The 26790-nt window shown below is 71.2% G+C and carries 27 protein-coding genes; 8 read left to right on the plus strand and 19 right to left on the minus strand.

The genetic code is table 11. The annotated features are described in order from the left end of the window. Positions 1 to 366: 366 nt before the first annotated feature. Together AC07DS_RS11300 and AC07DS_RS11305 are read left to right on the plus strand one after the other, a co-directional pair. Entirely contained in the window at positions 367 to 1314 is a 948-nt protein-coding gene (locus AC07DS_RS11300; protein ID WP_479144192.1) for an ABC transporter substrate-binding protein, read from the plus strand. A 239-nt stretch (positions 1315 to 1553) separates the two neighbouring features. Further along, positions 1554 to 1991 carry a cell division protein SepF gene (locus AC07DS_RS11305; protein WP_145882679.1) on the plus strand — a complete coding sequence of 146 codons (438 nt, stop codon included), beginning with the start codon at positions 1554 to 1556 and terminating at the stop codon, positions 1989 to 1991. Between the two features lie 39 nt (positions 1992 to 2030). On the opposite strand, the gene AC07DS_RS11310 is transcribed toward AC07DS_RS11305, so the two are convergent. Beyond that, a complete protein-coding gene (locus tag AC07DS_RS11310) occupies positions 2031 to 3215 on the minus strand; it encodes an acyl-CoA dehydrogenase family protein (RefSeq protein ID WP_145882678.1) in 1185 nt (394 codons plus the stop codon). Positions 3216 to 3282: 67 nt separating this feature from the next. After that, positions 3283 to 4932 (minus strand): MFS transporter, encoded by a 1650-nt coding sequence (locus AC07DS_RS11315; protein WP_479144193.1) that lies wholly within the window; start codon positions 4930 to 4932, stop codon positions 3283 to 3285. A gap of 260 nt (positions 4933 to 5192) precedes the next feature. Between AC07DS_RS11315 and AC07DS_RS11320 the strand changes: the two genes are divergently transcribed. Further along, positions 5193 to 6398 carry a mannosyltransferase family protein gene (locus AC07DS_RS11320; protein ID WP_479144194.1) on the plus strand — a complete coding sequence of 402 codons (1206 nt, stop codon included), beginning with the start codon at positions 5193 to 5195 and terminating at the stop codon, positions 6396 to 6398. A gap of 238 nt (positions 6399 to 6636) precedes the next feature. Continuing rightward, complete coding sequence (locus AC07DS_RS11325; RefSeq protein WP_479144195.1) at positions 6637 to 7671, plus strand: phosphatase PAP2 family protein; 1035 nt, start codon at positions 6637 to 6639, stop codon at positions 7669 to 7671. Between the two features lie 113 nt (positions 7672 to 7784). Here AC07DS_RS11325 and AC07DS_RS11330 read toward each other — a convergent pair whose 3' ends face one another. The 3 genes from AC07DS_RS11330 to AC07DS_RS11340 all read right to left on the minus strand — a co-directional run bounded on the left by AC07DS_RS11330 (position 7785) and on the right by AC07DS_RS11340 (position 10181). Next, positions 7785 to 8000, minus strand: a complete 216-nt coding sequence (locus AC07DS_RS11330; protein ID WP_145882674.1) for an I78 family peptidase inhibitor — start codon at positions 7998 to 8000, stop codon at positions 7785 to 7787. Positions 8001 to 8389: 389 nt separating this feature from the next. Continuing rightward, positions 8390 to 9388: a helix-turn-helix transcriptional regulator gene (locus AC07DS_RS11335; RefSeq protein ID WP_479144196.1), complete on the minus strand. Its 999-nt coding sequence runs from the start codon at positions 9386 to 9388 to the stop codon at positions 8390 to 8392. Positions 9389 to 9479: 91 nt separating this feature from the next. Beyond that, positions 9480 to 10181, minus strand: coding sequence for a LysM peptidoglycan-binding domain-containing protein (locus tag AC07DS_RS11340; RefSeq protein ID WP_479144197.1), 702 nt, complete (start codon positions 10179 to 10181; stop codon positions 9480 to 9482). Positions 10182 to 10720: 539 nt separating this feature from the next. On the opposite strand from AC07DS_RS11340, the gene AC07DS_RS11345 reads away from it, so the two are divergent. Together AC07DS_RS11345 and AC07DS_RS11350 are read left to right on the plus strand one after the other, a co-directional pair. Continuing rightward, positions 10721 to 11506, plus strand: a complete 786-nt coding sequence (locus AC07DS_RS11345) for a hypothetical protein (protein WP_479144235.1) — start codon at positions 10721 to 10723, stop codon at positions 11504 to 11506. A 147-nt stretch (positions 11507 to 11653) separates the two neighbouring features. Next, on the plus strand, positions 11654 to 12049 hold the full coding sequence (locus tag AC07DS_RS11350) for a hypothetical protein (RefSeq protein ID WP_479144198.1): 396 nt from the start codon (positions 11654 to 11656) through the stop codon (positions 12047 to 12049). Between the two features lie 64 nt (positions 12050 to 12113). Here the strand turns inward: AC07DS_RS11350 and der are convergent, their stop codons facing one another. From der to aroH, 5 genes are all read right to left on the minus strand, one after another. Beyond that, a complete protein-coding gene (gene der, locus AC07DS_RS11355; RefSeq protein ID WP_479144199.1) occupies positions 12114 to 13598 on the minus strand; it encodes a ribosome biogenesis GTPase Der in 1485 nt (494 codons plus the stop codon). Positions 13599 to 13675: 77 nt separating this feature from the next. Continuing rightward, on the minus strand, positions 13676 to 14263 hold the full coding sequence (locus AC07DS_RS11360; RefSeq protein WP_479144236.1) for a lysophospholipid acyltransferase family protein: 588 nt from the start codon (positions 14261 to 14263) through the stop codon (positions 13676 to 13678). 53 nt (positions 14264 to 14316) lie between these two features. Further along, the gene (gene cmk, locus AC07DS_RS11365; protein WP_479144200.1) at positions 14317 to 15012 is read right to left on the minus strand and encodes a (d)CMP kinase; all 696 of its coding nucleotides are present in this window, start codon (positions 15010 to 15012) and stop codon (positions 14317 to 14319) included. 98 nt (positions 15013 to 15110) lie between these two features. Then, entirely contained in the window at positions 15111 to 16196 is a 1086-nt protein-coding gene (locus AC07DS_RS11370; RefSeq protein WP_336111028.1) for a prephenate dehydrogenase, read from the minus strand. Then, positions 16193 to 16555 carry a chorismate mutase gene (gene aroH / locus AC07DS_RS11375; protein ID WP_145882667.1) on the minus strand — a complete coding sequence of 121 codons (363 nt, stop codon included), beginning with the start codon at positions 16553 to 16555 and terminating at the stop codon, positions 16193 to 16195. Before aroH ends, AC07DS_RS11370 begins: the two co-directional genes overlap by 4 nt. 222 nt (positions 16556 to 16777) lie before the next feature. Between aroH and AC07DS_RS11380 the strand changes: the two genes are divergently transcribed. After that, positions 16778 to 17158, plus strand: a complete 381-nt coding sequence (locus AC07DS_RS11380; RefSeq protein ID WP_479144201.1) for a Rieske (2Fe-2S) protein — start codon at positions 16778 to 16780, stop codon at positions 17156 to 17158. 21 nt (positions 17159 to 17179) lie between these two features. Then, complete coding sequence (locus AC07DS_RS11385) at positions 17180 to 17923, plus strand: nucleotidyltransferase domain-containing protein (protein ID WP_479144202.1); 744 nt, start codon at positions 17180 to 17182, stop codon at positions 17921 to 17923. On the opposite strand, the gene AC07DS_RS11390 is transcribed toward AC07DS_RS11385, so the two are convergent. The 9 genes from AC07DS_RS11390 to ald all read right to left on the minus strand — a co-directional run bounded on the left by AC07DS_RS11390 (position 17849) and on the right by ald (position 26686). After that, positions 17849 to 18598 (minus strand): nucleotidyltransferase domain-containing protein, encoded by a 750-nt coding sequence (locus tag AC07DS_RS11390; RefSeq protein ID WP_479144203.1) that lies wholly within the window; start codon positions 18596 to 18598, stop codon positions 17849 to 17851. The genes AC07DS_RS11385 and AC07DS_RS11390 overlap by 75 nt on opposite strands. 4 nt (positions 18599 to 18602) lie before the next feature. After that, entirely contained in the window at positions 18603 to 19625 is a 1023-nt protein-coding gene (locus tag AC07DS_RS11395; RefSeq protein ID WP_479144204.1) for an ADP-ribosylglycohydrolase family protein, read from the minus strand. Next, positions 19622 to 20341, minus strand: a complete 720-nt coding sequence (locus AC07DS_RS11400; RefSeq protein WP_479144205.1) for an NUDIX hydrolase — start codon at positions 20339 to 20341, stop codon at positions 19622 to 19624. Before AC07DS_RS11400 ends, AC07DS_RS11395 begins: the two co-directional genes overlap by 4 nt. Before the next feature lie 197 nt (positions 20342 to 20538). Further along, positions 20539 to 21660 (minus strand): pseudouridine synthase, encoded by a 1122-nt coding sequence (locus AC07DS_RS11405; RefSeq protein ID WP_479144206.1) that lies wholly within the window; start codon positions 21658 to 21660, stop codon positions 20539 to 20541. Further along, positions 21660 to 22313, minus strand: a complete 654-nt coding sequence (scpB, locus tag AC07DS_RS11410; protein ID WP_479144207.1) for an SMC-Scp complex subunit ScpB — start codon at positions 22311 to 22313, stop codon at positions 21660 to 21662. The genes AC07DS_RS11405 and scpB overlap by 1 nt, the downstream gene beginning before the upstream one ends. Continuing rightward, positions 22310 to 23440 carry a segregation and condensation protein A gene (locus tag AC07DS_RS11415; RefSeq protein WP_479144208.1) on the minus strand — a complete coding sequence of 377 codons (1131 nt, stop codon included), beginning with the start codon at positions 23438 to 23440 and terminating at the stop codon, positions 22310 to 22312. The genes scpB and AC07DS_RS11415 overlap by 4 nt, the downstream gene beginning before the upstream one ends. A gap of 38 nt (positions 23441 to 23478) precedes the next feature. After that, positions 23479 to 24030: a hypothetical protein gene (locus AC07DS_RS11420; protein ID WP_479144209.1), complete on the minus strand. Its 552-nt coding sequence runs from the start codon at positions 24028 to 24030 to the stop codon at positions 23479 to 23481. After that, on the minus strand, positions 24015 to 25148 hold the full coding sequence (locus tag AC07DS_RS11425; protein ID WP_479144210.1) for a ParA family protein: 1134 nt from the start codon (positions 25146 to 25148) through the stop codon (positions 24015 to 24017). The genes AC07DS_RS11420 and AC07DS_RS11425 overlap by 16 nt, the downstream gene beginning before the upstream one ends. Before the next feature lie 413 nt (positions 25149 to 25561). Continuing rightward, the gene (gene ald, locus AC07DS_RS11430; RefSeq protein WP_479144211.1) at positions 25562 to 26686 is read right to left on the minus strand and encodes an alanine dehydrogenase; all 1125 of its coding nucleotides are present in this window, start codon (positions 26684 to 26686) and stop codon (positions 25562 to 25564) included. Positions 26687 to 26790 lie beyond the last annotated feature (104 nt).

Genomic DNA, 26790 nt, shown 5'->3' on the forward strand with positions numbered 1-26790 from the left:
GCCGAGCCCCTCAGCAGGGCCGTTCGTCGAGAGTACGTGGGCGTTTCCCGGCGCTGTCAAGGCCGTCCACACTGTGAGCCGTACGTCTCAACTCAGTTGACGCAGAACCGGATGCCTGTTCCACTTGCCCCATGCATCCACAGCAGTGGCTGGTCACCCGCTCCCACATCGACTTCGGTCGCGTGTGGTCCTCCTCCTGTTGAGCTGACCCCCCTGCGCGCCCGCCCATGAGCGGGCCCATGCGCTCTCCCTGCTTTCTCCTTCTCCTCGGCTGTCCTTCTCTTCAGCCCTCTTTCTCCTTCGCCTTCACACGCGCACCCCTCCCCTCGCGCCTCTTCACGCCTTCCGCTCCCAGGAGACCGCTCGATGCATACGCCTGCCCGTCGCCTCTTCCTGCCCTTCGCCGCCATCACGTCGGCCGCCCTGCTGCTCACCGCCTGCGGCTCCGGGTCCGGCGGCCCGGGCGGGGCAGCGGCCGCCGACGCGGCGGCCGGGTCCGGCAAGGTGCCCACCACGGACGTGGTCTCCGCCGTCAGGAAGGACGACGCGGCGGCGAAGTTGCTGCCGGCGGGCGTCACGAGTCTCACCGTCGCGGTCAGCGTCGGCGGCACCCCGCCCGGCACCACCTACCTGAACGACGGCAAGACCCTGACCGGCCAGGACGTCGACTTCACCAGAGCGGTCGCCAAGGTGCTCGGCATCGGGCTCAAGGTGGAGCAGGCGAGCTTCGAGGCGATCCTGCCCGCCCTGGACAGCGGCAAGTACGACTTCGGGGCGAGCAACTTCGGTGTCACCGACGAACGCCGCAGGACCATCGACTTCGTCACCTACGTCAACGACGGCCAGGGCTTCGCCACCCGCAAGGACAGCAAGCTGTCCAGAATCACCGGCCTCGGGCAACTGTGCGGCCTTGATGTGGCCACCAGTGCCGGTACGACCTTCGAGGCCACGCTGGAGGAGAACAAGCACGTGTGCGCCGACGCGGGCAAGAAGGCGTACCAGGTGCAGACGTACTCCGAGGAGGGCGCGATCTGGTCCTCCCTGCAGCAGGGCCGCAGCGACGTCGTGATGTCCACGATCAACGGCCTGCGCTACGCCGTGGCCCACCAGCAGGGCCTGAAGTTCCTCAACGAGTACCACCGCCTGGACGTCGGCTTCGCCTTCAAGAAGGGCACGAGGCTGGCCCCGGCCTTCCGGGCGGCGGTGAACCGGCTGATCGCCGACGGCACGTACGGCAGGATTCTGAAGAAGTGGGGAACGACGGGCTCGTCGATCGCCGAGTCCCGGATCAGCCCGCCGGAGCTGAAGAACTGACGTTCATTCACCCGTACGCTCCGTGCATCACCCATCCGCGCCCGACAATCATATTTCACTCACAGTCAGCAGCCGTACGAGTCAAGACCCTTGGGACACAAGGACTCTCGACGGATCGTCTCTGCACCAGTACCGTCACAAACCCCCCGCGCGGCGTCTATCCACTTGGCGCGCCGTCCGCATCATGGATGACCATAGGGATGCGGAAGCAAGAAGGACTGCTGTGAGAGGAGGCGTCCATGGGATCGGTACGCAAGGCGAGTGCGTGGCTCGGCCTCGTCGACGACAACGATGACGAGCGCTACTACGACGACGACTACTCCGAGGGCGCCGAGTCCGGGGACGCCTGGGTCACAGACCCGCGGGTGAAGGTGGCCACGGACACGGCCGAGGAGAAGGGCCGCCGGATCGGCACGGTCACCCCGGACAGCTTCCGGGACGCCCGCGCGATCGGCGAGCTGTTCCGGGACGGGGTCCCGGTCATCATGAACCTCACGGTGATGGAGCCCGCCGACGCCAAGCGCGTGGTGGACTTCGCGGCCGGGCTGACCTTCGGCCTGCGGGGCACGATCGAGCGGGTCGCCAACCGGGTCTTCCTGCTGACCCCCGCGAACACGGAGATCATCAGCGGTGAGCCGGCGGCGCGCCGCGAGGACGGCTTCTTCAACCAGAGCTGAGGCAGGGCCGCTCACCGGCCCTGCCTCGGCCCCGAGGGGTCAGCGGAAGGCGTCGAGCCCGGTGAGCGCCTTGCCCAGCACGAGCTGGTGCATCTCGACGGTGCCCTCGTAGGTGAGCACCGACTCGAGGTTGGTCGCGTGCCGCATCACGGGGTACTCCAGGGAGATCCCGTTGGCACCGAGGATCGTCCGCGCCGTACGGCAGATCTCGATGGCCTCGCGGACGTTGTTGAGCTTGCCGAAGCTGATCTGCTCGGGACGCAGGCGGCCGGCGTCCATCCGCCGCCCCAGATGGTGGGCGAGCAGGATTCCCTTGTGCAGTTCGACCGCCATGTCGGCGAGCTTGGCCTGGGTGAGCTGGAAGCCGCCGATCGGCCGCCCGAACTGCTCCCGCGTCTTCGCGTACTCCAGGGCCGCCTCGAAGCTGCTGCGCGCCGCGCCCATCGCTCCCCAGACGATGCCGTAGCGGGCGTGCGACAGACAGCCGAGCGGTCCGCGCAGGCCGGTGACCTCGGGCAGCACGGCGGTGGCGGGCAGCCGTACGTCGTCCATGACGAGTTCGCTGGTGACCGAGGCGCGCAGGGACCACTTGTGCTTGATCTCGGGCGCCGAGAAGCCGGGGCGGTCGGTCGGTACGACGAACCCGCGGATGCCGTCCTCGGTCTGCGCCCAGACGACGGCCACGCCGGCCACGGACCCGTTGGTGATCCACATCTTGCGGCCGTTGAGGATCCAGTCGTCGCCGTCACGCTTGGCGTGGGTGCGCATGGAGGCGGGGTCGGAGCCGTGGTCGGGCTCGGTGAGCCCGAAGCAGCCGATCACCTCGCCGGAGGCCATCCGGGGCAGCCACTCCTGCTTCTGCTCCTCGCTGCCGAACCGGTGGATCGCGTACATGGCGAGCGAGCCCTGCACGGAGACGAGTGACCGGATACCCGAGTCGGCGGCCTCCAGTTCGAGACAGGCGAGGCCGTACTGTACGGCCGACGCGCCCGCGCAGCCGTACCCGGTGAGCGACATGCCGAGGGCGCCGATCCCGCCGAGTTCGCGCGCGAGTTCCCTGATGCCGGGCAGCTCGCCCTTCTCGTACCAGTCGGCGACGTAGGGCAGCACGCGGTCGGCCGCCCAGCTGCGGACCGTGTCCCGTACGGCCAGGTCCTCCGGTTCCAGGAGGTCGTCGATCCCGAGCGGGTCGGCGGCATCGAACGGGGGCAACTTCGCGGACATGGAACACCCTCCGGCACACTGGGGCACGGTGAAAACTAGCAACGCTAGTTACGCTGTGCAGCCGACGTTACGGCGCGGCGTCCCGCACGTCCAGAGCCGCCACGGCGACCCTCGGCTTCTCGGCCCCCCGCGGGGCCGGCAGCTCCACCTCGGCGGACTCCTCCCCGGGCTCCTCCCCGCACTGCATGATCCGGGGCAGCCGCAGCGCCATCACCGCACCCAGCAGCAACAGGCCCGCGCTCACCAGCAGGGTCACATGCAGTCCGTGCACGAAGGAGTCCCGCGCCGCCCGGCGCAGCGCGGCCCCCACGGGCCCGCCGAGCCGCCCGGCCACGTCGTAGGCCTCGCCCAGCGAGTGGCCCGCCGCGTCCGAGGCGTGCGGGGGCACGCCCGGCACCGACGCGAGACCGGGTGCGTAGGCCGCGTTCATCACGCTGCCGAGCAGCGCGATCCCGATCCCCGCGCCGAGCTGGTACGACGTCTCGCCGATCGCCGCGGCCCCGCCAGCCTGGTCGGCCGGGGCCTCGCTCAGCATCGACTCGTACGCCCCGAAGAGGGTCGTCTCCAGGCCGAACCCGAGCAGGACGAAGCCGAACAGCAGCAGGCCCGCGTTGTCGGTCGCGCCCATCGCGGTCAGTGTCAGGACGGCCGCGGCGGTGAGACAGAAGCCGAAGCACACCATCCGGCGCGGTCCGAAGCGGCGCAGCATCCGCGCACCCGCGAGGCCCGCCGCCATCGCCGCGACGGTCAGGGGCAGCAGCCTCAGGCCCGTCTCCAGCGGCGACAGACCGAGCACCAGCTGGAGGTACTGCGCGGCGATCAGCTCCAGGCCGACGAGCGCGAGCATCGCCAGCACGATGCAGCCGACCGAGGTGCTGAACGCCGGCCGCCGGAACATCCGCAGGTCCACCAGCGGGTGCGTACGCCGGCCCTGGCGCCGTACGAAGAAGAAGAGGAGCGCCGCGCCCACCACCAGCGGTGCCAGGGTGAACGGGCTCGCCGGCGACTGACCGCCGCCGAGCTGCTTCACGCCCAGCACGACCCCGAACAGACCGACCGCCGCCATCAGCGCGCCGACCACGTCCCACGGGCCGCCCCGGTCACCGCGCGACTCGGGCAGCAGCAGCCGGCCGACCGGCAGGCTGACGAGCATCAGCGGGATGTTGACGAGGAACACCGCACCCCACCAGAAGTGCTCCAGCAGGAAGCCGCCGAGCAGCGGACCGACCGCCGCGCCGACGGCCGCGACCGCGCTCCAGATACCGATGGCCAGCGCGCGCTCGCGCCGGTCCGGGAAGACCTGGCGGAGGATCGACAGGGTCGCGGGCATGATCATCGCGCCGCCGACGCCGAGCAGCGCCCGGGCGAGGATCAGCATCTCGGCGGTCTGCGCGAGAGCGGCCACGGCGGAGGCGACGCCGAAGAGGGCGTAGCCGAGGAGGAGGATGCGCCTGCGGCCGACCCGGTCGCCCAGGGTGCCGAACAGGATCAACAGGGAGGCGCAGACCAGCGGGTAGACGTCGACGATCCAGAGCAGCTCTATCGCGCCGGGCCTGAGGTCCTCGGTGACGGCGGGGACCGCCACGTGCAGCACGGTCGCGTCGAGGGCGACGAGCAGCAGGCTGACGCAGAGGACGACGAGGACGACCCAGCGGTTTGCACCGGCCCCGGTCGCCCGACGGCGCAGCCGTACGGCAGCCGTGGTCGTCCCGGACATGTAGGTACCTCCCAGATGATCCCTCGCGAGCGGCGGATCGGCGGGGTGGGGACTCCCCGTCGTACGGCCGGAGAGGAGCGGTGTCTCCGGCCCGCGCAAACCCACGCGGGTGACTCGTCAGCGTACGCGAGTTCACTGCGGGGTCACGTGGCGGACCTCTCACACGCAGGACCGAACCCGTGTGGCGTACGCCACTGCGCCCGCTCCTGACCACGCCCCGGCGGGCCGTCCGGTTCCCCGTCCGGTCGATAATCGAGCCCGTGACCGATCTTGACACGCGCGTGGCACCACCCCGCACCCCCGCTCTGCGCCGGGCGGCGCCGGCCCTTCTCGGGTACGCGGCCGTCCGCGCCCTGGGGCTGGTCGCGCTGGCCGTGTGGAGCGGCGCGCGCGACAAGAGCGCGTACAAGCTGCTGACCGCGCGCTGGGACTCCCTCTGGTACACCCGGGTCGCCGAGCTGGGCTACGGCTACCAGGTGCGGCTGCCGAACGGCGACATCCACTCCAACCTGGCGTTCTTCCCGCTGCTGCCCTGGCTGGAGCGGCTGCTGCACGCGCTCACGCCGCTGTCGTACGCGGACGCCGGTTTCGTCGTCGGCCTGCTCGCCTCGCTGGCGGCGGCCTGGGGGATCTTCGCGGTCGCGGAGTGGGTGTACGGGCCGAGGGCGGGGCTCTGCGCGGTCCTGCTGTGGGCGGTGCTGCCGGTCGGGATCGTGCAGTCGATGGCGTACAGCGAGTCCTTGTTCACGGCGCTGGCCGCGTGGTCGCTGTACGCGGTGCTGACCGGCCGGTGGGTGAGCGCGGGCGCGCTGGCGGCGCTGGCCGGGCTGACCCGGCCGGTGGGACTCGCGGTGGTCGCGGCGGTGTGGGTGGCGGGCGTGATCTCGTTCGTGCGAGACCGAAGCGCACCGGGCACGCAGGGCGCACGCGACACAACACGCGCCCCTTCTTTCACTACCGGCGCATCCGTCTGGCGACGCGCCCTCGGCATGCTTCTCGCGCCCCTGGGCGCCGCGGGCTATGTCCTATGGGTCGGTCATCACACCGGCAGGGGTCCGCTCGGATATCTCGATGTGCAGGCCGGGTGGCGCAACGGGTTCGACGGCGGGTACGCCTTCGCACGCTTCGTAGTCGACAAGTTCACGTCATTTCCGTCGGCTCTCGCCGGCGCGGGCCTGATCGTCGGAGTGGCTCTGCTGATCTGGCTCTATGTCACCGGAGTACGCCAGGGCCAGCCCGTCGCACTGCTGGTGTACACGGGTGTCGTCCTGGCCCTCGCCCTGTGCGCGTCGAGTTACTTCGGGTCGAAACCGCGACTGCTGATGCCGGCCTTCCCGGTGCTGTTCCCGCTCGCCCGCGCCCTTGCCCGGCTGCGCACGTCCAGATCGGCGCTGGTCACGGTGGGTGTGGCGGTGGTGACGGCGGTCTACGGCGCCTTCTGGCTGAACGGCTCCGGTCCCCCGTGATCGACTTCGGCGGGTCGATGAGCACCCCCTGAATTCCACCCCATGATGCGGTGAACGAATTCATAAGCGCCATAAAACCGGCCCCCGGCATGATCAAAGGAATTGCAGGAAGCAGGCTCACAGGATTGCGGAATCCCAGGAATTCGGACCGCTCCTGAGAGGTTTCCCACATCACATCGTCATCACAAAGCCGCTGTTTCGACCGGGAACAGAGCTCACTCGCTGTAACGTCGATTGGGTGCGTACCGAACGAAACCTCACCCGGAGTCTGGACCGGGTGTTCGCCAGGCTGGACCGTGAGCCGGAACGACCGGCTCACATCGATGTGCCGAGGATGAGCCGGCACCGGGTCGTGCTGTTCACGGCGACCCTCGCCTTTTACCTGGCGATCGTCTGGGCCGTGGTGATCACCTCCTGGCTGGTCCGGCTCGACTGGCAGGTCATGTTCTTCCGGCCCTACCAGCAGTGGCCGCAGATCCACGCCTTCCTCGACTACTACGTGGTGCTCGGCCAGCGCGGCCCCACCGCCGTGATGGTCGCGGCCTGGCTCGGCTGGCGCTCCTGGCGGCAGCACACGCTCCGCCCGCTGCTGACTCTGGCCACCTCGCTGCTGCTGCTCAACATCACGGTCGGCGCCGCCAAGCTCGGCATGGGGCGGCTCGGTCCGCACTACGCGACCGTGATCGGCTCGAACGAGATGGGCCTGGGCGGCGATATATTTCCCAGCGGCCACACCGCCAACGCGGTGGTGACGTGGGGAATCCTGGCCTATCTGGCCTCCACCCCGAGAGCGCGCCGCTGGCTGTCCGCGCTCTCCGCGGTCACCTCGCTCGGCGTCGGCCTCACCACCGTCTACCTCGGTACGCACTGGCTGAGCGACGTGCTGCTGGGCTGGGCCGCCGGCCTGCTGATCCTGCTCGCACTGCCCTGGTTCGAGCCGCTGATCGCCATGGCCGAGACCGCGCTCTTCGACCTGCGCGACCGCTGGCGCGCCCGCCGCGGCGGTACGGTGCCCGCACCGGCCGTCCCGGTCGCGCCCGCGCCGGTGCTGCTCAAGCCGCGCCCGCTGCCCGCCGAGCAGGGCGTCGCCCCGGCGCGCGAGCCGGTGTCGCCGGTGCGCGGTTCCCGGGCCCCGATCCATCTGGCCCCGGGCCCGCACACGGCCCGTTCGGAGCGCACCCCGGTCACCCCGGCGGGCAGCCGCCGACCGCCGCACGCCGACCGCCTCCCGCGCGGCACCCCCCAGCCGGCCCGCCCCCTGACCGGCAACTGACGCTCCACCACGGCGGCGGGTCCGGTACGCACAGCCGACCCCCGTCATGACGAAGGCCCCGCTCCCGGGAAGAGGGAGCGGGGCCTTCGTCGCAGTGGCCTGCGGGAGCGGGCTCAGCCCTTCCAGGCGCGGGCCACCCGGCCGTCCCGTACCTCGAAGTTGAGCCGGCCCACCCGGTACTCCATGGTGATGATCGTGCCCGGCGGCAGCGACCGTACCGTCGGCCACCCGCGCTCCCGAGCGAGCCGCTCGGCGCGCGCGGCGTCGAGGCCGACGTACCCGTCCGGACTGTCCTGGGGCTCCGCTGGCGGAGTGGGAATCGGTGCCATGCGGCCACGCTAGGCCGCATCGGACGACGACGGAAGCCGGAACCGGCGGACCGCGTCCCGGGGCCCTGCGAGATCCCTCTCCGGTCCCTCCCCTGTCCCTCTCCGGTCACACTTCTGTCACAGGTTCCCGACACGCGTTTCCGTCGCCGTGACATCGGCTGCTGCCGCAACGGGCATCACACGTACGGGGGTTTCCGTACCGCTCGCCGGGGGCAATCGAACAGAATTCCCGCGTGTCGGAGCAGCCCCTCGAATTACCCGCCGGAATACGCCTCGACGCGGATCGGAGGGGGGTCCGGGTGCGATTCCCCGCGGAATCCGGGGCCATGCCCGGCGAGCTGACACCGCATAGGAAATTCACGGATTCGGCACACAATCCGACGTACGCGTCAGTCCGTCCCGGATCCGCCCCGCGGTCCCGCGGCCCGCGCCAGTGCGGCGTCCAGCCGGTCCCGGACCCTGCTGATCACCTCGTTCAGCTCGACGGGCTCCAGCACCTCGAAGGGGAAGCCCGTCATCATGATGTGAATGACCATCACCTCCAGGTTCGGGGCACCACTGCGCAGGATGCACGCGTCCTCTCCGTCGGCCTCCAGCATCCCCGCGGACGGCGAGATCCGCTCGGCCGCCACCCGCAGCGGCACCAGCAGCCGGACGGTGGAGTGCGTGGCGTACGCACTCGTGGAGACGCCCTTCGACACATAGGCGGCGAGGTCCCCGGCGGGCGGCTCGCGCGGGTCGAAGCGCGGGCCGTGCGGCGGCTTCGGCGTGATGCGGTCGACGCGGAAGGTCCGCCAGTCCTCCCGGTCGACGTCCCAGGCGACCAGGTACCAGCGCCGCTCGGTGCACACCAGCCGGTGCGGCTCGACGGTACGGCGGCTGGCGGTGCCCTCGTGGCTCAGGTACTCGAAGCGCAGCCGCTCGGCGTCCCGGCACAGGTGGGCGAGTTCGGTGAGCACGGCCGGGTCGACGGGGGCCGACGGCGGACCGCCGCGCAGCATCGGCACGGTGAAGGCGTTGAGGGCGCCCACGCGGCGGCGCAGCCGGTCAGGCAGCACCTGTTCCAGTTTGGCCAGGGCGCGTACGGAGCTCTCGCCGATGCCCTCGATGCCCTGTCCCGCCGCGGTGCGCAGTCCGACGGCGACGGCGACGGCCTCGTCGTCGTCCAGCAGCAGCGGGGGCAGTTCGGCGCCCGCACCGAGCTGGTAGCCGCCGCCGGTGCCGGGGCTCGCGTTGACCGGGTAGCCCAGTTCGCGCAGCCGGTCCACGTCCCGGCGGACCGTGCGCGGGGTGACACCGAGCCGCCCGGCGAGTTCGGCGCCGGACCATTCGCGGTGGGCCTGGAGCAGTGAGAGCAGGCGCAGCAGTCGTGCCGAGGTCTCCAACATGGGGCCGAGTCTGTCAGCCGATGCGGACAGCCGCTGTCCTCGTTCGGGACAGCGGCTGTACCGGCCGGGTGCCGGGCACCCGTCGTGTGCGTCAGAGCGCGAGGCGCTGGCCGGGCACGATCAGGTTCGGGTCGCCGCCGATGACCTTCTCGTTGGCGGCGTAGATCCGCTGCCAGGTGGTCCCGTGCCGGGTGGCGATGGCGCTCAGGGTGTCGCCCTCGCGGACGGTGTAGTCACCGCGGGACGCACTGCGGCCGGTCCGGCCGGTCGCGCGTTCCGGCGCCTTCGCCGGAACGGACCTGGCCGGTGCGGACTTCTCCGGTGCGGACTTCGTCGTCGCGCTGCTCTTCGAGGCGCTCGTGCCCGAGGTGCTCGTACTCGGGGAGCCGGCCGCCGGTGCCGTGCCGGAGGCTCCGGCGCGGGCGGAGCAGACCGGCCAGGCGCCCCAGCCCTGGGCGCCCTGGACCTTGGTGGCGACGGCGATCTGCGCGCTCCTGGAGGCCTGGTCGGCCGTCGGGGCGTAGGCGGTGCCGCCGTACGCGCGCCAGGTGCCGGCGGAGAACTGGAGCCCGCCGTAGTAGCCGTTGCCGGTGTTGATGTGCCAGTTGCCACCGCTCTCGCACTGGGCGATGCGGTCCCACACTCCGTTGTCCGCCGCCGCGGCGTTGCCTGTGACGGCCAGCAGCCCCAGCGGGGCCAGCAGCGCCGCCCCGGCGAGGGCGGCCGTCGTACGGCCCTTGCGGGCGCTGTCGTGACGAGCGGTGTTGCGGGTGGTATCGGCACACTCGGACATGTAATTCCCTCTCCACGAACCCGGGCTCCCCCAGGCGGAGCACGCCTCCCCGCGTAGGACCGCGGTTCGTCGCGCCCGCCCCGTCCGCCGCGGCCGGTGCCTGATCGTGCTCTTTCCGGTGCCGGCCGGCGGACGTACCCGAGCGGTGCTCGCTGCACACGGCGGAGGAATCTAGGGAGATGAGGCCGCCGATATCAACCAACTCCCCGTCATTCCAGGCCAGTTCGCCGTTACCCTGGGTATCGGCGATTTTCGGCCAGCCGTTTCATCCCCTGATTTCACGATTTTTCGACCACCCGCTCAGGCGATCTGTGACTCACTTCACCCATTCAAGTTCCTTGACTGCGCGACGAGTTGACGGGGAGTGGCCGATTCCGTGCTGAAGGTGACCCTGTGCGGTGATTGGTTCGATTCCATCGCCCCCTGGGCGTGACCACCACCACAGGACGCCCGTTGTCTTCTTCATGAGCCCGGATCCCCGGGGCTCAGGGCCGGGAGCCACCCGGCCGACCCAGCACCGCATCCCGATGGGAGCCACCGTGCCGCGCATGCTCGACGTCAGTGACGCCGTACGCGCCGAGATCGGCGACGAAGAAGCCGACCGGCTGCTCGCCGGAGAGAACGCCCCGGGCAGTTACGACTGCACGTCCTGCCGCACCCCGGGCGACTCCGAGCAGGAGCGCACCAGCACCGTTCTGTTCGTCGGCGACGAGACCGCCGTGCTCGCCTTCGCCCACGCCAGCTGTCTGCCCTCGCAGGTCGTCCAGGTCACCGAGGAGCAGCTGCAGGGCGCGGTCCGCTCCATCGGCGGCAGCTCCGCCGGGGTGAGCGAGTCGCACCGGGCGGTGCCCGAGCAGGCCGTGCTCGGCGTGACCAGCGGACTCGTCCTCGTCGAGGGCGAGTTGCACCCCGCGCTCGTGGTCGAGCCGACCGCGCCCATCGTGCGCCCCGGCTCCATGGCGGCCGGTGACGACTTCCTTCCGCTCCTCATCGAGCAGGGCTTCATGCCGGTGACCGAGCTGGCGACCGTTCCGTCGGTGCTGCACGGCTGGTCGGTGCTGCTCGCCGTCGGCCAGCTGCACGCGGTGCTGCAGCCGGGCGCCAACGGGGGGCAGCCGGTGGCCTGGTGGCAGGCGCATCAGCCGCTGCAGGTGACGGACAGCTGGCGGGCCGCCGCCAACAAGCACCAGCAGGTGCTGATGTTCGCCGCACCGGTGGGGTCCATCGGACGGCAGCCTCGGGAGGACCTGCTGCGGGAGGCGCTGGACAAGGCTGCGGCGAACGGGAAGCTGGTGGCCGCGGCCCTTCCTCTCGCGGGTACCTGACGGCCGGCTGAGGGGCAGGCAGCTGCCGTGCGTTCGCGGGTGCGTCGTGGCTTCGCGCACCCATTCGGCGGAGCCGCACGGTGATGCCGCCCCGCGCCCCGATTTGTCCGACCGCATCTCTTCACGGTGCCGGTCGTTTGGACATACGTGCACGCATACGACTCTCCCTCCCGCCGGTCCGCCTACCCCTCCGTTCCGTCCGCGCGGGCGGGGCAGGAGGGGGGCGGCGGGTCATCGGCCACGCCGATCTACGACTCGCTCTACGCGGAGTGGGTCAAGACCTTCCGTACGCTGCCGGGTGACCGCAGCGGCGAGGAGGGGCTGGACTTCACGGCCTTCGGGAACATGCCGCACGGCACGGGCTCGTACGGCGGTCACCGGCCGGGGTCGTTCAGCAGTTCGTACAGCGCCTACAGCGCGGGGGCCTACAGCGCGCGACAGCAGTCGCAGTGGCAGCGGATCGGCACCCTCGGGCGGCAGCAGGACACCGGGATGCACCATGTTCCGGCGGGGCTGCCGCCGGCTCCGCGCCGGAGCGTGTGACGTACATACGGCGAAGGGCGGCTCCTGGAGCAGGAGCCGCCCTTCGTGACGGGCCGTGGAGGTACTACTTCTTCTTCGTGCCGCGCTTCTCGCGCACCCGCACCGAGATGTGGATCGGGGTGCCGTCGAAGCCGAACTCCTCGCGCAGGCGGCGCTCGATGAAGCGCCGGTAGCCCGCCTCGATGAAGCCGGAGGCGAAGAGGACGAACCGCGGCGGCTTGGTGCCCGCCTGGGTGCCGAACAGGATGCGCGGCTGCTTGCCGCCCCGGACCGGGTGCGGGTGGGCCGAGACCAGCTCGCCGAGGAAGGCGTTCAGACGGCCGGTGGGCACGCGGGTCTCCCAGCCGGCGAGCGCGGTCTCGATGGCCGGGACCAGCTTCTCCATGTGGCGGCCGGTGCGGGCCGAGACGTTGACGCGGGGTGCCCAGGCGATCTGGGCCAGCTCGGTCTCGATCTCCCGCTCCAGGTAGTAGCGGCGCTCCTCGTCGAGGGTGTCCCACTTGTTGTAGGCGATGACCATCGCACGGCCGGCCTCGACGGCCATGGTGATGATCCGCTGGTCCTGCACGGAGATGTTCTCGGAGGCGTCGATCAGGATGACCGCGACCTCGGCCTTCTCCACGGCCGCGGCCGTGCGCAGGGAGGCGTAGTAGTCGGCGCCCTGCTGGAGGTGGACGCGCTTGCGGATACCGGCGGTGTCGACGAACTTCCAGGTCACGCCGCCCAGTTCGATCAGCTCGTCGACCGGGTCGCGGGTGGTGCCCGCCATCTCGTTGACGACGACGCGCTCCTCGCCGGCCACCTTGTTCAGGAGGGAGGACTTGCCGACGTTCGGGCGGCCGATCAGGGCGATGCGGCGCGGTCCGCCGATCGCGGCGCCGCCGAAGCTCTGCTCGGGCGCGGTCGGCAGGGCCTCCAGGACGGCGTCGAGCATGTCACCGGTGCCGCGGCCGTGCAGGGCCGAGACCGGGTGGGGCTCGCCGAGGCCCAGCGACCACAGGTAGGCCGCGTCGGCCTCGGCGCTCGGGCCGTCGACCTTGTTGGCGCACAGCACGACCGGCTTGCCGGCCTTGCGCAGCAGCCGTACGACGGCCTCGTCGGTGTCGGTGGCGCCGACCTTGGCGTCCACGACGAAGACGACCGCGTCGGCCGCCTCGATCGCGTACTCGGCCTGGGCGGCCACGGAGGCGTCGATGCCGAGGACGTCCTGCTCCCAGCCGCCGGTGTCGACGACCTTGAAGCGGCGGCCCGCCCACTCGGCCTCGTAGGTGACGCGGTCGCGGGTGACGCCCGGCCGGTCCTCCACGACCGCCTCGCGGCGGCCGATGATCCGGTTCACCAGGGTCGACTTGCCGACATTGGGGCGGCCGACGACGGCGAGCACGGGCAGCGGACCGTGGCCCGCCGCCTCGATGGCGCCCTCGACGTCCTCGATGTCGAAGCCCTCTTCGGCAGCGAGCTCCATGAACTCCGCGTACTCGGCGTCGCCGAGCGCCCCGTGCTCGTACTCGTGCTCGGCCGAGCCGTCGGGCTGGATCTGGTCGTTCATGAAGTCCGTACCTCGTCGTTCATCGTGGTGATCGGTGGAGCGGCCCGTCAGGGTCTGATCCACTACTCAAGTGTCGCCTAGCGCCCGGTCAGGCGCCTGGCGTTTTCCAGGTGGCCGGTGAGCTGCTTCTGGATGCGCTCGGTCGCCTCGTCCAGCGCCCTGCGCGTGCGCCGGCCGCTGCCGTCGCCCGCTTCGAACGGGTCGCCGAAGACCACGTCGACGCGGGAGCGCAGCGGGGGCAGTCCCTTTATCAACCGGCCCGGCTTCCCGGAACTTCCCAGGACCGCGACGGGCACGATCGGTGCCCCGCTGCGGACCGCGAAGTAGGCGAGTCCGGCCCGCAGCGAGGCGAAGTCGCCCTCGCCCCGGGTGCCCTCCGGGAAGATGCCGAGCACTCCCCCGTTGTCGAGGACGCCGAGGGCCTCGCTGATCGCCGCGCGGTCGACGGAGGTGCGGTCCACCTTCAGCTGGCCGATGCCGCTCAGGAAGGCGCCCAGCGGACCGATGAACGCCTCCTTCTTGATCAGGAAGTGCGTCGGCCGGGGCGACACGCCCATGACCATCGGACCGTCGATGTTGTGCGAGTGGTTCACGGCGAGGATCGCCGGGCCGCTCGCGGGCAGCCGCCAGGCACCGAGCACGCGCGGCTTCCACAGCCCGTTCATCAGGCCGACGCCGATGCGCCGCCCGACCTCGGCGCCCCGCTCGGTCGGAAGGCTCACTTCCCGGCTCGCTTCTCCTCGACCAGGGTGACGACGCACTCGATGACCTGGGCGAGGGTGAGCTCGGTGGTGTCGACCTCGACGGCGTCGCCGGCCTTGGCGAGCGGCGAGGTCTTGCGGCTGGAGTCGGCCGCGTCCCGCTTGATCAGCGCCTCGCGGGTGGCGTGGACGTCAGCGCCCTTCAGCTCGCCGCTGCGGCGGGCCGCACGGGCCTCCGGGGAAGCGGTGAGGAAGATCTTCAGGTCGGCGTCCGGCAGCACGGTCGTACCGATGTCACGGCCCTCGACCACCATGCCGTGCTCCGCGCCGGAGGCCAGCGAGCGCTGCAGCTCGGTGATCCGGGAGCGCACCTCGGGCACCGCGCTGACCGCGCTGACCTTGGAGGTGACCTCCTGGGTGCGGATCGGGCCGGCCACGTCGACGCCGTCGACCGTGATGGTCGGGGCGGCCGGGTCGGTGCCGGAAATGATCTCCGGCTTGCCGGCGACGGCCGCGATCGCGGTCGGGTCCTCCAGGTCGATGCCGTTGGCCACCATCCACCAGGTGATCGCCCGGTACTGGGCGCCGGTGTCCAGGTAGCTCAGGCCGAGCTGTGCGGCGACGGCCTTCGACGTGCTCGACTTGCCGGTGCCGGAGGGGCCGTCGATCGCGACGATCACGGGCTTGGCGGTCGGGGCGGCGCCGTTTTCCACGGGAGGGCACCTTCCTGGTGAAGGGTGGCGGGCGGGTGGGGGACGCGAGGGCGTCCCGCACAAGGTTACTGGCTCCCGGGAGGCGCCCTCACCGGGCTTTACTGCCGCAGGGCCCAGCCCCGCTCCCGCAGGGCCTCCTTCAGGACCGGCGCGGCCTTCGGCTCGACCATGAGCTGGACCAGACCGGCCTGCTGTCCGGTCGCGTGCTCGATGCGTACGTCCTCGACGTTGACCCCGGCCCGTCCCGCGTCCGCGAAGATGCGGGCCAGCTGGCCGGGCTGGTCGTCGATGAGGACGACGACGGTGTCGTACACGCGCGGCGCGCTGCCGTGCTTGCCCGGGACCCGCACCTGCCCCGCGTTCCCGCGGCGCAGCACGTCCTCGATGCCCTGGCTGCCCTCGCGCCGCTTGTCGTCGTCGGAGGACTGCAGGGCGCGCAGGGCACGCACGGTCTCGTCCAGGTCGGAGGAGACGTCGGCGAGGAGGTCGGCGACCGGGCCGGGGTTGGCGGAGAGGATGTCGATCCACATCCGGGGGTCGGAGGCGGCGATCCGGGTCACGTCCCGGATGCCCTGCCCGCACAGGCGTACGGCCGCCTCCTCGGCGTGCTCCAGGCGCGCGGCGACCATGCTGGAGACCAGGTGGGGCATGTGGGAGACGAGGGCGACGGCCCGGTCGTGGGCGTCGGCGTCCATGACGACCGGCACGGCCCGACAGTGCGAGACCAGTTCCAGGGCGAGGTTCAGCACCTCGGTGTCGGTGTCCCGGGTCGGGGTGAGCACCCAGGGGCGGCCCTCGAAGAGGTCGGCGGTCGCGGCCAGCGGGCCGGACTTCTCCCGGCCGGACATGGGGTGGGTGCCGATGTAGGAGGAGAGGTCGAGGCCGCGGGCCTCCAGCTCGCGGCGCGGGCCGCCCTTGACGCTGGCCACGTCGACGTAGCCGCGCGCCACCGACCGGGCCATGGCGTCCGCGAGGACTCCGGCCACGTGGGCGGGCGGGGCGGCGACGATCGCGAGGTCCACCGGGCCGTCGGGGGCCTCGTCGGTGCCGGCGCCGAGTGCGGCCGCCGTGCGGGCCTGCTCGGGGTCGTGGTCGTCGAGGTGGACGACGACGCCCCGCTGGGTCAGGGCGAGCGCGGCGGAGGTGCCGATGAGCCCGGTGCCGATGACGAGTGCGGTCCTCACTGGGCGATGTCCTTGCGCAGGGCGGCGGCGGCGCCGAGGTAGACGTGGGCGATGTCGGCGCGCGGTGTGTCCGACTCGATGTGCGCGAGCACCCGGACGACCCGCGGCATGGCGCCCTCGATGTCCAGTTCCTGGGCACAGATCAGCGGGACGTCGACGATGCCGAGCTTGCGGGCGGCGGCCGCCGGGAAGTCGCTGTGCAGGTCGGGGGTGGCCGTGAACCAGATGCTGATCAGGTCGTCGGTGGTGAGCCCGTTCCGCTCCAGGACGGCGGTGAGCAGGGCGCCCACCTGCTCGTCCATGTGCCCGGCCTCGTCCCGTTCGAGTTGGACGGCCCCCCGGACCGCTCGTACCGCCACGGCGCTGCTCCTTGCTGACATGCGTTTCGGCTCTTGGTCCGTCCAGCGTAGTCAGCCCACGCCGGCCGGGTGCGCGGCGCCCGCCGGCTGAGACGCGGGCCGACCCGGTGACCGCGGTCCGCCGCCCCCTCGCTTCCTTCGGCTTGGACACCTTTGATGCAAAGATGTCGCATCTTGCGGCTTTCTTCCTGTCGAGGTTCCTTCGACCTTCGGAGTGACGAGATGACCCACAGCACGACGCGGCGCACGGTTCTCGCGACGGGCGCGGCGGCACTCGCCGCCGGCTGCGGCGGCGAGAAGTCCGCGGCACCCGACGTCCAGCAGCTGACGCGGACGAGTGACGTCCCGGAGGGCGGCGGCACGATCTTCAAGGAGCAGAAGGTCGTGGTCACGCAGCCGACGAAGGGCGACTTCAAGGCCTTCTCGGCGATCTGCACCCACATGGGCTGCACGGTTAACCAGGTGACGGACGGCACCATCGACTGCCCCTGTCACGGCAGCAAGTACCACATCGCCGACGGCTCGGTGGCGCACGGCCCGGCGATCAAGCCGCTGCCGCCCAAGACGATCAAGGTGGAAGGAAATTCCATCCGCCTGGTGTGAGGGCGCGCGTACGCTCCGGGAATGCAGCCCGAGGACCTGGTACGCGACCACACGATCTACGCCTGTGTCATGGGATCGCGGGCCTTCGGCCTGGCCACGGACACCAGCGACACCGACCGCAGGGGCGTCTTCCTCGCCCCCACCCCTCTGTTCTGGCGGTTCGAGAAGCCGCCCACGCATGTGGAAGGACCGGGCGAGGAGCAGTTCTCCTGGGAGCTGGAGCGGTTCTGCGAGCTGGCGCTGCGCGGCAACCCGAACATCCTGGAGTGCCTGCACTCACCGCTGGTGGAGCACGTGGACGACACCGGCCGCGAGCTGCTGTCCCTGCGCGGCGCCTTCCTGTCCCGGCGCGCCCACGACACCTTCACCCGCTACGCCCTCGGCCAGCGCCGCAAGCTGGACGCCGACGTCCGTACGACGGGCGCCCCGCGCTGGAAGCACGCGATGCACCTGCTCCGCCTGCTGATGAGCGCCCGCGACCTGCTGCGCACCGGAGAGCTGCGGCTCGACGTCGGTGACCGACGGGACCCGCTGCTGGCGGTGAAGCGGGGCGAGGTGCCCTGGGCGCAGGTCGAGGCGTGGATGGTCCGGCTCGCGGACGAGACCGAGGAGGCCCTGCACCGCACCCCGCTGCCGCCGGAGCCGGACCACGCGCGCGTGGCCGACTTCCTGTACCGGGTGCGCCGTGCGTCAGCCTGCCCGCCGGACGCGCACCACGAAGTCGTGCAGGGCGTCGTGCGCGCTGGGTGCGTCGGGCAGGGCTGAGGCGGCCTGCGCCGCGTCGAGCACGGCGTGCAGCCGCTCCACGTCGGCCGCCACGCGCGCGTGCTCGATGTCGGCGCTGCCGTGCTCCTGCTCCGCCTTGGCGGCTATCAGCTCGGGCAGGTAGCCGGGTGCGTCCACCTGCTCCAGGAGCGTGGGCAGATGGGCCTGCACCTCGCCGCTGCGCATCAGGTGGACGCCGGTGAGCAGCACACGGAACGTGTAGAGCAGCGGCTTGAGTTCGCCGGTCTTCTCGAACAGCCGCCACTGGGTCACCGCGAACCCGCGGTAGTGGTGGGCGTGGTGACCGGTGAGCACGCCGGGCACCAGGGCGATCAGCTCCCGGTGCTCCTCGGTGGTGTGCGCGACCAGGGGCGAGAGCAGCTGCTCCAGCACATAGCCGTTGCGCCGGAGCATCAGCCGGACGAACTTGCGCACGTCGTGGGTGACGAGATCCATCTCGACCCCGAACCGCACCCACGCCCGCGACCGCGTCTCCTCCGGCTCGCGCAGCCCCACCAGGTCGGCGACGGGCAGCAGGTGGGCGCCGCGCAGGTCCACGTCGGAGTCCTGGGACGGGAAGCCGTAGAGGTGCGCTCCGGAGACGGTCGCGAACAGCAGCGGGTCGGGCTGCTCGGCGATCACCGGCGTCAGGTCCATGTCGAGGTCGTCGATCACGGGCCTAAGCGTCCCAGAGCGCTCCCAGGGCCAACAGGTCCCCCCGGTACTCGATCCGGTCGGCCCACTCGGTGGGCCAGGCGTCCGCGCCCAGCCAGGCGCCCGCGAAGGCGCCGGTGAGGCAGGCGATCGAGTCCGAGTCGCCCGAGGAACAGGCGGCCCGGCGCAGGGCGGTGAGGGGCTCGTCGGGGAAGAGCAGGAAGCACAGCAGCCCGGTGGCGAAGGCCTCCTCGGCGATCCAGCCCGCTCCGGTGGCCAGGCACGGGTCGGCCTCCGGGGAGACGGTGCGCACGGCCTCCTCGACGCGGTCGAGGATCTCGAGGCACTCGTCCCAGCCGCGCTCGATGAAGTGCTCGGGGCTCGGGTCCTGGGAACGGGTCCACAGGTCGCCGAGCCAGGTCCGGTGGTAGCGGCTGCGGTTGTCGTGGGCGTACGAGCGCAGCTGTCCGACGAGTCCGGCCGGGTCGGTGCCCCGGGCGAGCAGGTGGACGGCGCGGGCGGTCAGGTCGGAGGCGGCCAGCGCGGTGGGGTGTCCGTGGGTGAGCCCGGACTGCAACTGGGCCGCGCCGGCGCGCTGTTCGTCGCTGAGGCCGGGGGCGAGCCCGACGGGCGCGACGCGCATGTTGGCGCCGCAGCCCTTGGAGCCGATCTGGCTGGCGTCCTGCCAGGGCCGGCCCTCCTCCTTCAGCAGACTGCACGCGGTCATGCAGGTGCGGCCGGGGGCCCGGTTGTTCTCCGGCGACCGGTACCAGTCCACGAACTCCTCGCGCAGCGGCCGTTCCAGCCGCTTCGGGGCGAGCACACCGCGGTCCATGGCGGTCCTGAGGGCGCGTCCGAAGGCCAGGGTCATCTGTGTGTCGTCGGAGACGATGGCGCGCCGCGGCAGCTCCATCTCCCGCCAGGGGCCGCACTTGGCCAGGATCGAGGGCACGTCGTTGAATTCGGTCGGGAAGCCGAGGGCGTCCCCGAGGGCGAGTCCGATCAGGGATCCGGAGGCGGGGCGCTTGCTCGCGTGGAACGTGGTCATGCGGGGCGTCCTTCCCGGGACGGTCGGAGGAGGGGCGGGTGCAGGGTGGTGGCGGTGCCCGCACGGTAGAGCGCGGCCGGCTTGCCGCGGCCTCCGGTCAGCCGGGCGGCGCCGGGGACGGGCTCCACGAACCCGGGCGTGGCAAGCACCTTGCGGCGGAAGTTGGGGCGGTCCAGGGCCGTGCCCCACACCGTCTCGTAGACCTGCTGCAGCTCGCCGAGGGTGAACTCGGGCGGGCAGAAGGCGGTGGCGACGCAGCTGCTCTCCAGCCGGCCGCCGATCCGCTCGTGGGCGTCGGCCAGGATCCGTTCGTGGTCGAAGGCGAGCGGCCGGGCGGAGTCGTACGGCAGCCAGCGGGCCTGGGCCGCGTCACCGCCGCCGCGCGGCTCGGGAGGCTCGGGCAGCAGCGCGGTGAAGGCGACGGACACGACCCGCATCCGGGGGTCGCGGCCGGGCTCGCTGTAGGTGCGCAGCTGCTCCAGGTGCAGCCCGGAGACGTCGTCGAGCCCGGTCTCCTCGGCGAGTTCGCGCCGGGCCGCCGTCTCCGCGGACTCGTCGGGCAGCAGGAAGCCGCCGGGCAGCGCCCACTGGCCGGCGTACGGCTCCTGCCCGCGCTCGACCAGCAGCACGTGCAGGGCGCCGGTGCGGAGCGTGAGGACGGCGAGGTCGACGGTGACGGCGAAGGGTTCGTAGGCGTACTTGTCGTAGCCCTCCATGCCCCGGTCACCCCCTCAGGGACCGGCCTTCACGGCCGGTCCTGTCGTCAGCCCGACTAATAGTCGCTACGACCATAAAGCTGCCGCGCCGTGATCCGCAAGCCCCTGAGCGCTCCTTGGAGCCCCGTTCCCGGATACGCCGACGGCCGGTCCCAAAGAACCCGGGACCGGCCGTCAGAACGCCACTCAGGCGCCTCCTAGAGGTCGACCTCATTCATGAGCATCCCGACCTCGGTGTTGGACAGGCGGCGCAGCCAGCCCGACTTCTGGTCGCCCAGGGTGATCGGGCCGAAGGAGGTGCGCACCAGCTTCTCGACCGGGAAGCCGGCCTCGGCGAGCATGCGGCGCACGATGTGCTTGCGGCCCTCGTGCAGGGTCACCTCGACCAGGTAGTTCTTGCCGGTCTGCTCGACGACCCGGAAGTGGTCCGCGCGCGCGTAGCCGTCCTCCAGCTGGATGCCGTCCTTCAGGCGCTTGCCGAGGTCACGCGGGATCGGGCCCACGATGGCCGCGAGGTAGGTCTTCTTCACGCCGTACTTCGGGTGGGTCAGCCGGTGCGCCAGCTCGCCGTGGTTGGTGAGCAGGATGACGCCCTCGGTCTCGGTGTCGAGCCGTCCGACGTGGAAGAGCCGGGTCTCGCGGTTGGTGACGTAGTCACCGAGGCACTGGCGGCCCTCGGGGTCCTCCATCGTCGAGACGACACCGGCGGGCTTGTTCAGCGAGAAGAACTGGTACGACTGGGTCGCCACGGTCAGGCCGTCGACCTTGACCTCGTCCTTCTCCGGGTCGACGCGGCGGCCCTGCTCCAGGACGATCTCGCCGTTGATCTCGACGCGGGCCTGCTCGATCAGCTCCTCGCAGGCACGCCGGGAGCCGTAGCCCGCGCGCGCGAGGACCTTCTGCAGCCGCTCGCCCTCCTGCTCGGCACCCGGGAAGGTCTTGGGCAGCTTGACGTCCTTCTTGCCCGCGTACCGCTCGCGGTTGCGCTCCTCGGCGCGGGCGTCGTACTCACGGGAACTCGCCGGAGCCGTACGGCCGCGCCCGGTGCTCTGGCTCTGCCTGGGCCCGCCCTTGGCTCCGCCGCGCGCCGAAGCGCCACGACCCGATTTCGGGCCGTCCTGGGTGGCGCCGGGGCCTACGTCGTAGCGCCGCTCCTCCGGGCGCGGCTTCTTCGGCCGGCCGCCCTGCTTGTCGTCGCGGGCGTTCCCGGCGCCGCGGTAGTTACCGCGGCCACCGCTGCTCCCGCCGCGGCCGCCGCTGTTGCCACCACGGCTCCCGCCGTTGTTTCCGCTGCTGTTCCTGCCGCTACTGCTTCGCATCAAAGTTCCGTCTTGTCGTCTGCGTCCTCGGAATCCGGAGCGTCCGGATCGAACGACGGCACGCCCTCCTGGGTCTCGGCCTCGATCGCCTCCGCCTCCGGCAGGAAGGGCGCGAGCTCGGGGAGCTCGTCCAGGCCGCGCAGGCCCATCCGCTCCAGGAAGTAGTTCGTCGTCGTGTACAGGATCGCACCTGTTTCGGGTTCCGTGCCCGCCTCCTCGACCAGACCGCGCTGCAGGAGGGTGCGCATCACACCGTCGCAGTTGACTCCGCGCACGGCGGAGACGCGGCTGCGGCTCACGGGCCGGCGGTAGGCGACGACGGCCAGCGTCTCCAGTGCGGCCTGGGTCAGGCGGGCCGTCTGGCCGTCCAGCACGAGCCGCTCGACGGCGGGCGCGTACGCGGCTCGGCTGTAGAAGCGCCAGCCGCCCGCGACGAACCGCAGCTCGAAGCCACGGCCCTGCACGGTGTAGTCGTCGGCCAGCTCCCGAAGCGCGTCGGCGATCTGCCGCTTCGGCCGTTCCAGGATCCTGGCCAGGTGCTCCTCGGTCGCGGGCTCGTCCACGACCATGAGGACCGCCTCCAGGGCGGGCTTGAGGTCGAGATCGGCGACGGTACGGAGTCCCGCCGGGCGTTCCGCGGTCTCCTCGCTCATGCCTTCTTCTCCTCCTTGGGCTCCTCGGGCGGCCGGTCGAACTCGTCGGTGACCATCGGCCCCGCGTCCCCGTCGCCGCCGGTCCAGCGCACCAGCAGGTCGCCGAGCGCGGTCTCCTGCTCCAGGGCCACGGCCTTCTCGCGGTACAGCTCCAGCAGCGCGAGGAAGCGGGCCACGACCGTGAGGGTGTCGTCGGTGTCCTCCACCAGCGCGCGGAAGCTGGCCTCGCCGAGTTCCCTGAGCCGCGCGACCACGATGCCCGCCTGCTCCTGCACGCTCACCAGCGGGGCGTGGATGTGGTCCACGTACACCTGCGGCTTGGCCTTGGGCTGCATCGCCTTCACGGCGAGCCTGGCGAAGCCCTCGGGGCCGATGCTGATGACGACCTCGGGCAGCAGCTCGGCGTGCTGGGGCTCCAGGCCGACGGTACGCGGGTAGCGGCGGGCCTCCTCGTCCAGGCGCTGGTTGAAGATGTCGGCGATCTGCTTGTAGGCGCGGTACTGCAGCAGCCGCGCGAACAGCAGGTCCCGGGCCTCCAGCAGCGCGAGGTCGGCCTCGTCCTCGACCTCGGCAGTGGGCAGCAGCCGGGCGGCCTTGAGGTCCAGCAGGGTGGCGGCGACGACGAGGAACTCGGTCGTCTGGTCCAGGTCCCAGTCCGGCCCCATGGCCCGGATGTGTGCCATGAACTCGTCGGTCACCTTGGAGAGCGCGACCTCGGTGACGTCCAGCTTGTGCTTCGAGATGAGCTGGAGGAGAAGGTCGAAGGGGCCCTCGAAGTTGGAGAGCCGGACCTTGAAGACACCGTCGGAGGGGGTGGTGCCCTCGGGCTCGGCAACCACCGGCGAAGCCACGGGCTCCGGCTCCGGTTCCGGCTCCACGACTGTCAACGAAGCCACGGCCTCGGGCTCGGCGGCTGCAAGCGGCTCTCCGGCCTCCGGCTCCGCAGTGTCCAGCAGCGCAACGGGCTCCGGCTCGGCAGCGTCCGGCGGTGCCGCTGGTGCCGCTGGTGCCGCGGTCGGCGGCGCCGTGGCCTCGGGTGGTTCGGGCCGTATGGTCCCCGGACCCCGTCCGAGCGCACGTCTGCGGCCGGCCGCGGGGCCGGGGGCGGGAGCGTCGTTCGAGGTCATGGCCGTCGCAGGCTACCGCTTACCGCCCGCGACGCCGACTACCGACCCCGCAGCCTGCGTACCAGGATGCTCGCGTCCCCTCGGGACTCCAGGTCGGCCAGGACGACGGCCACCGCCTCGCGGACGATGCGGCCACGGTCGACGGCCAGCCCGTGCTCGCCTCTCAGGACCAGTCGCGCGTGCTCGAGGTCCATCAGCTCCTCGGCGGAGACGTACACCGTGATCTTCTCGTCGTGCCGCTCGCGCCCACTGGGCCGCCGGGCCGCCGCCCGTCCCCGCTTGCGGGGCTGCGCGGCGGCGGCAGAACCTTCCTGCTCGGCCTGGCGCCGGGCCGGCCGCGTGCGGGACTCGCCGGCCTCGGCCGGTTCCGCCTCCGCCGCGACATGCTCGGCGCCCTCTCCGTCACCGCCCTGGACGGGCACCGACGTCGGCGTGTCCTCGGCGGCGGCCACCTCGTCGCTTTCCCCCGCGGGAGCCGGCACCCGGGCCTCGCCGTTGGCCGTGCGCCGGGGCGTGGACGGCTGGAGCGCCGTCCCCCCTGTCGTACGGAACAATTCGTCGGCCCCGGGCAGACTCACTCGGCGTGACACCGGGCGAGCACCTCCCTGGCGAGCTGGCGATAGGCGGCGGCACCGACGGAGTTGGAGGCGTACGTGGTGATCGGCTCACCGGCGACCGTGGTCTCCGGGAAGCGGACCGTGCGGCCGATGACCGTGTGGTAGACGTGGTCGTCGAACGCCTCGACCACACGGGCCAGCACCTCGCGGCTGTGGACCGTGCGCGAGTCGTACATCGTGGCCAGGATGCCGTCCAGTTCCAGCTCGGGGTTGAGCCGCTCCTGGACCTTCTCGATGGTCTCGGTGAGCAGCGCGACACCGCGGAGGGCGAAGAACTCGCACTCCAGGGGGACGATCACCTTGTGGGCGGCCGTCAGCGCGTTGACCGTGAGCAGGCCGAGCGAGGGCTGACAGTCGATCACGATGTAGTCGTAGTCGGGCAGCAGGGGCTTCAGGGCCCGCTGCAGCGTCGACTCGCGCGCAACCTCGGAGACCAGCTGGACCTCTGCGGCCGACAGGTCGATGTTGGACGGCAGCAGGTCCATGTTGGGGACCGCGGTCTTCAGCAGGACCTCGTCCGCGGACATGCCCCGCTCCATGAGCAGGTTGTAGACGGTGAGGTCGAGCTCCATCGGGTTGACACCGAGACCCACCGACAGCGCGCCCTGCGGGTCGAAGTCCACGAGCAGCACGCGCCGGCCGTACTCCGCGAGCGCGGCACCCAGGTTGATGGTCGACGTCGTCTTGCCGACGCCGCCCTTCTGGTTGCACATCGCGATGATCTTCGCGGGCCCGTGGTCGGTCAGCGGGCCCGGGATCGGGAAGTACGGCAGCGGGCGTCCGGTCGGGCCGACGCGCTCACGGCGCTGACGGGCAGCGTCGGGCGCGAGCGTGGCCGCGTACTCCGGGTCCGGCTCGTATTCGGCGTCGGGGTCGTAGAAGTGCCCCTCGGGCAGTTCGTCGTAGTCGGCGAAGTGGTTGTGGGGCGCACCACTTCCGTCGCCGGCCATGGCGTTCACGTGATGGCCATCCATGCTCTGGTGTGCTGTCCGGGCGGTCTGCTGACCCGGACTCTGGCGGGCTGCGAAGGTGCGCACAGCTACGGAGCCGACAGCCTCGAATCCCGCGGAGCCCTGGCCCCGTACAGGCATTCCTGGTTGACCACCCCCGGGAGAAAATGTCGACTCATTCACAAGTCGTCTTACCTCCTTGGTGACCAGGAAACTTCTAGACAAGGTCAGCGTGGCACTATGCCGACGGTTGGCGACTCTATGGCGTGTCGGCGGTCCGCAGCAACACAATCCGCCGGACCCGGCAGGATGTGTCGGCAATGAAACATCCCGCTGTCAAGGGCGTACGGCCGTCGCACAGCAGGTTTCACGGGTGTGCGAATCGGTCGAAGGGTTACGTTCGAGGCGAGTTGACCGAGAGTCGCAAAGTGACCATACACACATCCGGCCGGACCTTGTCGGGCAAGGTCCGGCCGGGTGCGCGGTGTTGACGATGCGTGTTGACGAATCGCCTTTTACCTGTCGGTGACTTAGAGACTCACCAGGTCGCAGGCTCAGCCGAGCAGGGTCTCCAGCTCGACGTGCTCCAGGCCGTGGGCCTCGGCGACCTCCTTGTAAACGACCTTGCCGTCATGGGTGTTGAGACCCTTGGCGAGCGCGGCGTCACGGCGCAGCGCCTCGACCCAGCCGTTGTTGGCCAGCGAGACGATGTACGGCAGCGTCGCGTTGGTGAGGGCGTTGGTGGAGGTGTTCGGCACCGCGCCCGGCATGTTGGCGACGCAGTAGAAGACCGAGTCGTGGACCCGGAAGGTCGGCTCGGCGTGCGTGGTGGGACGCGAGTCCTCGAAGCAGCCGCCCTGGTCGATCGCGATGTCGACAAGGACACTTCCGGGCTTCATGCGGGACACCAGCTCGTTGGTGACGAGCTTCGGGGCCTTGGCGCCCGGGATGAGCACGGCGCCGATGACGAGGTCGGCGTCGAGGACGGCCTTCTCCAGCTCGAAGGTGTTGGACATGATGGCCTTGACCTTGCTGCCGAAGACCTTGTCGGCCTCGCGCAGCTTGTTGATGTCACGGTCGAGCAGGGTCACGTCGAAGCCCATGCCGACGGCGATCTGGGTGGCGTTCCAGCCGGAGACACCGCCGCCGATGACGACGACCTTGGCCGGGGTCACGCCCGGGACGCCGCCCGGCAGCACACCGCGGCCGCCGACCGGGGCCATCAGGTGGTAGGCGCCGACCTGCGGGGCCAGACGGCCCGCGACCTCGGACATCGGGGCGAGCAGCGGCAGCGCGCGGTTCGGCAGCTCGACGGTCTCGTAGGCGATGGCCGTGGTGCCGGACTCGATGAGCGCGTCCGTGCACTCCTTGGAGGCGGCCAGGTGCAGGTAGGTGAAGAGGATCTGGTCCTTGCGGAGGCGGTGGTACTCCTCCGCGATGGGCTCCTTGACCTTCAGCAGCAGGTCCGCGGCGGCCCAGACCTCGTCGGCCGTCTCCAGGATCCCGGCACCGGCGGAGACGTACTCGCTGTCCGTGATGGACGAGCCGAGGCCGGCGCCCCGCTCGATGACGACCTGGTGGCCGTTGCGCACCAGCTCGTGCACACCGGCGGGGGTGATGGCCACCCGGAACTCGTTGTTCTTGACCTCGCGGGGGATGCCGACCTTCACGTCGATCACGGTCCTTGGCTCAGAGGGTATGGGGGGGTGCATTACAAGACATACCCAGGCATGCAGGGGCACACCGGGAGACACCGCAGGAGAACGAGCGGCAGAGCCAGTCT

The sequence above is a fragment of the Streptomyces sp. NPDC044064 genome, assembly GCF_056434245.1.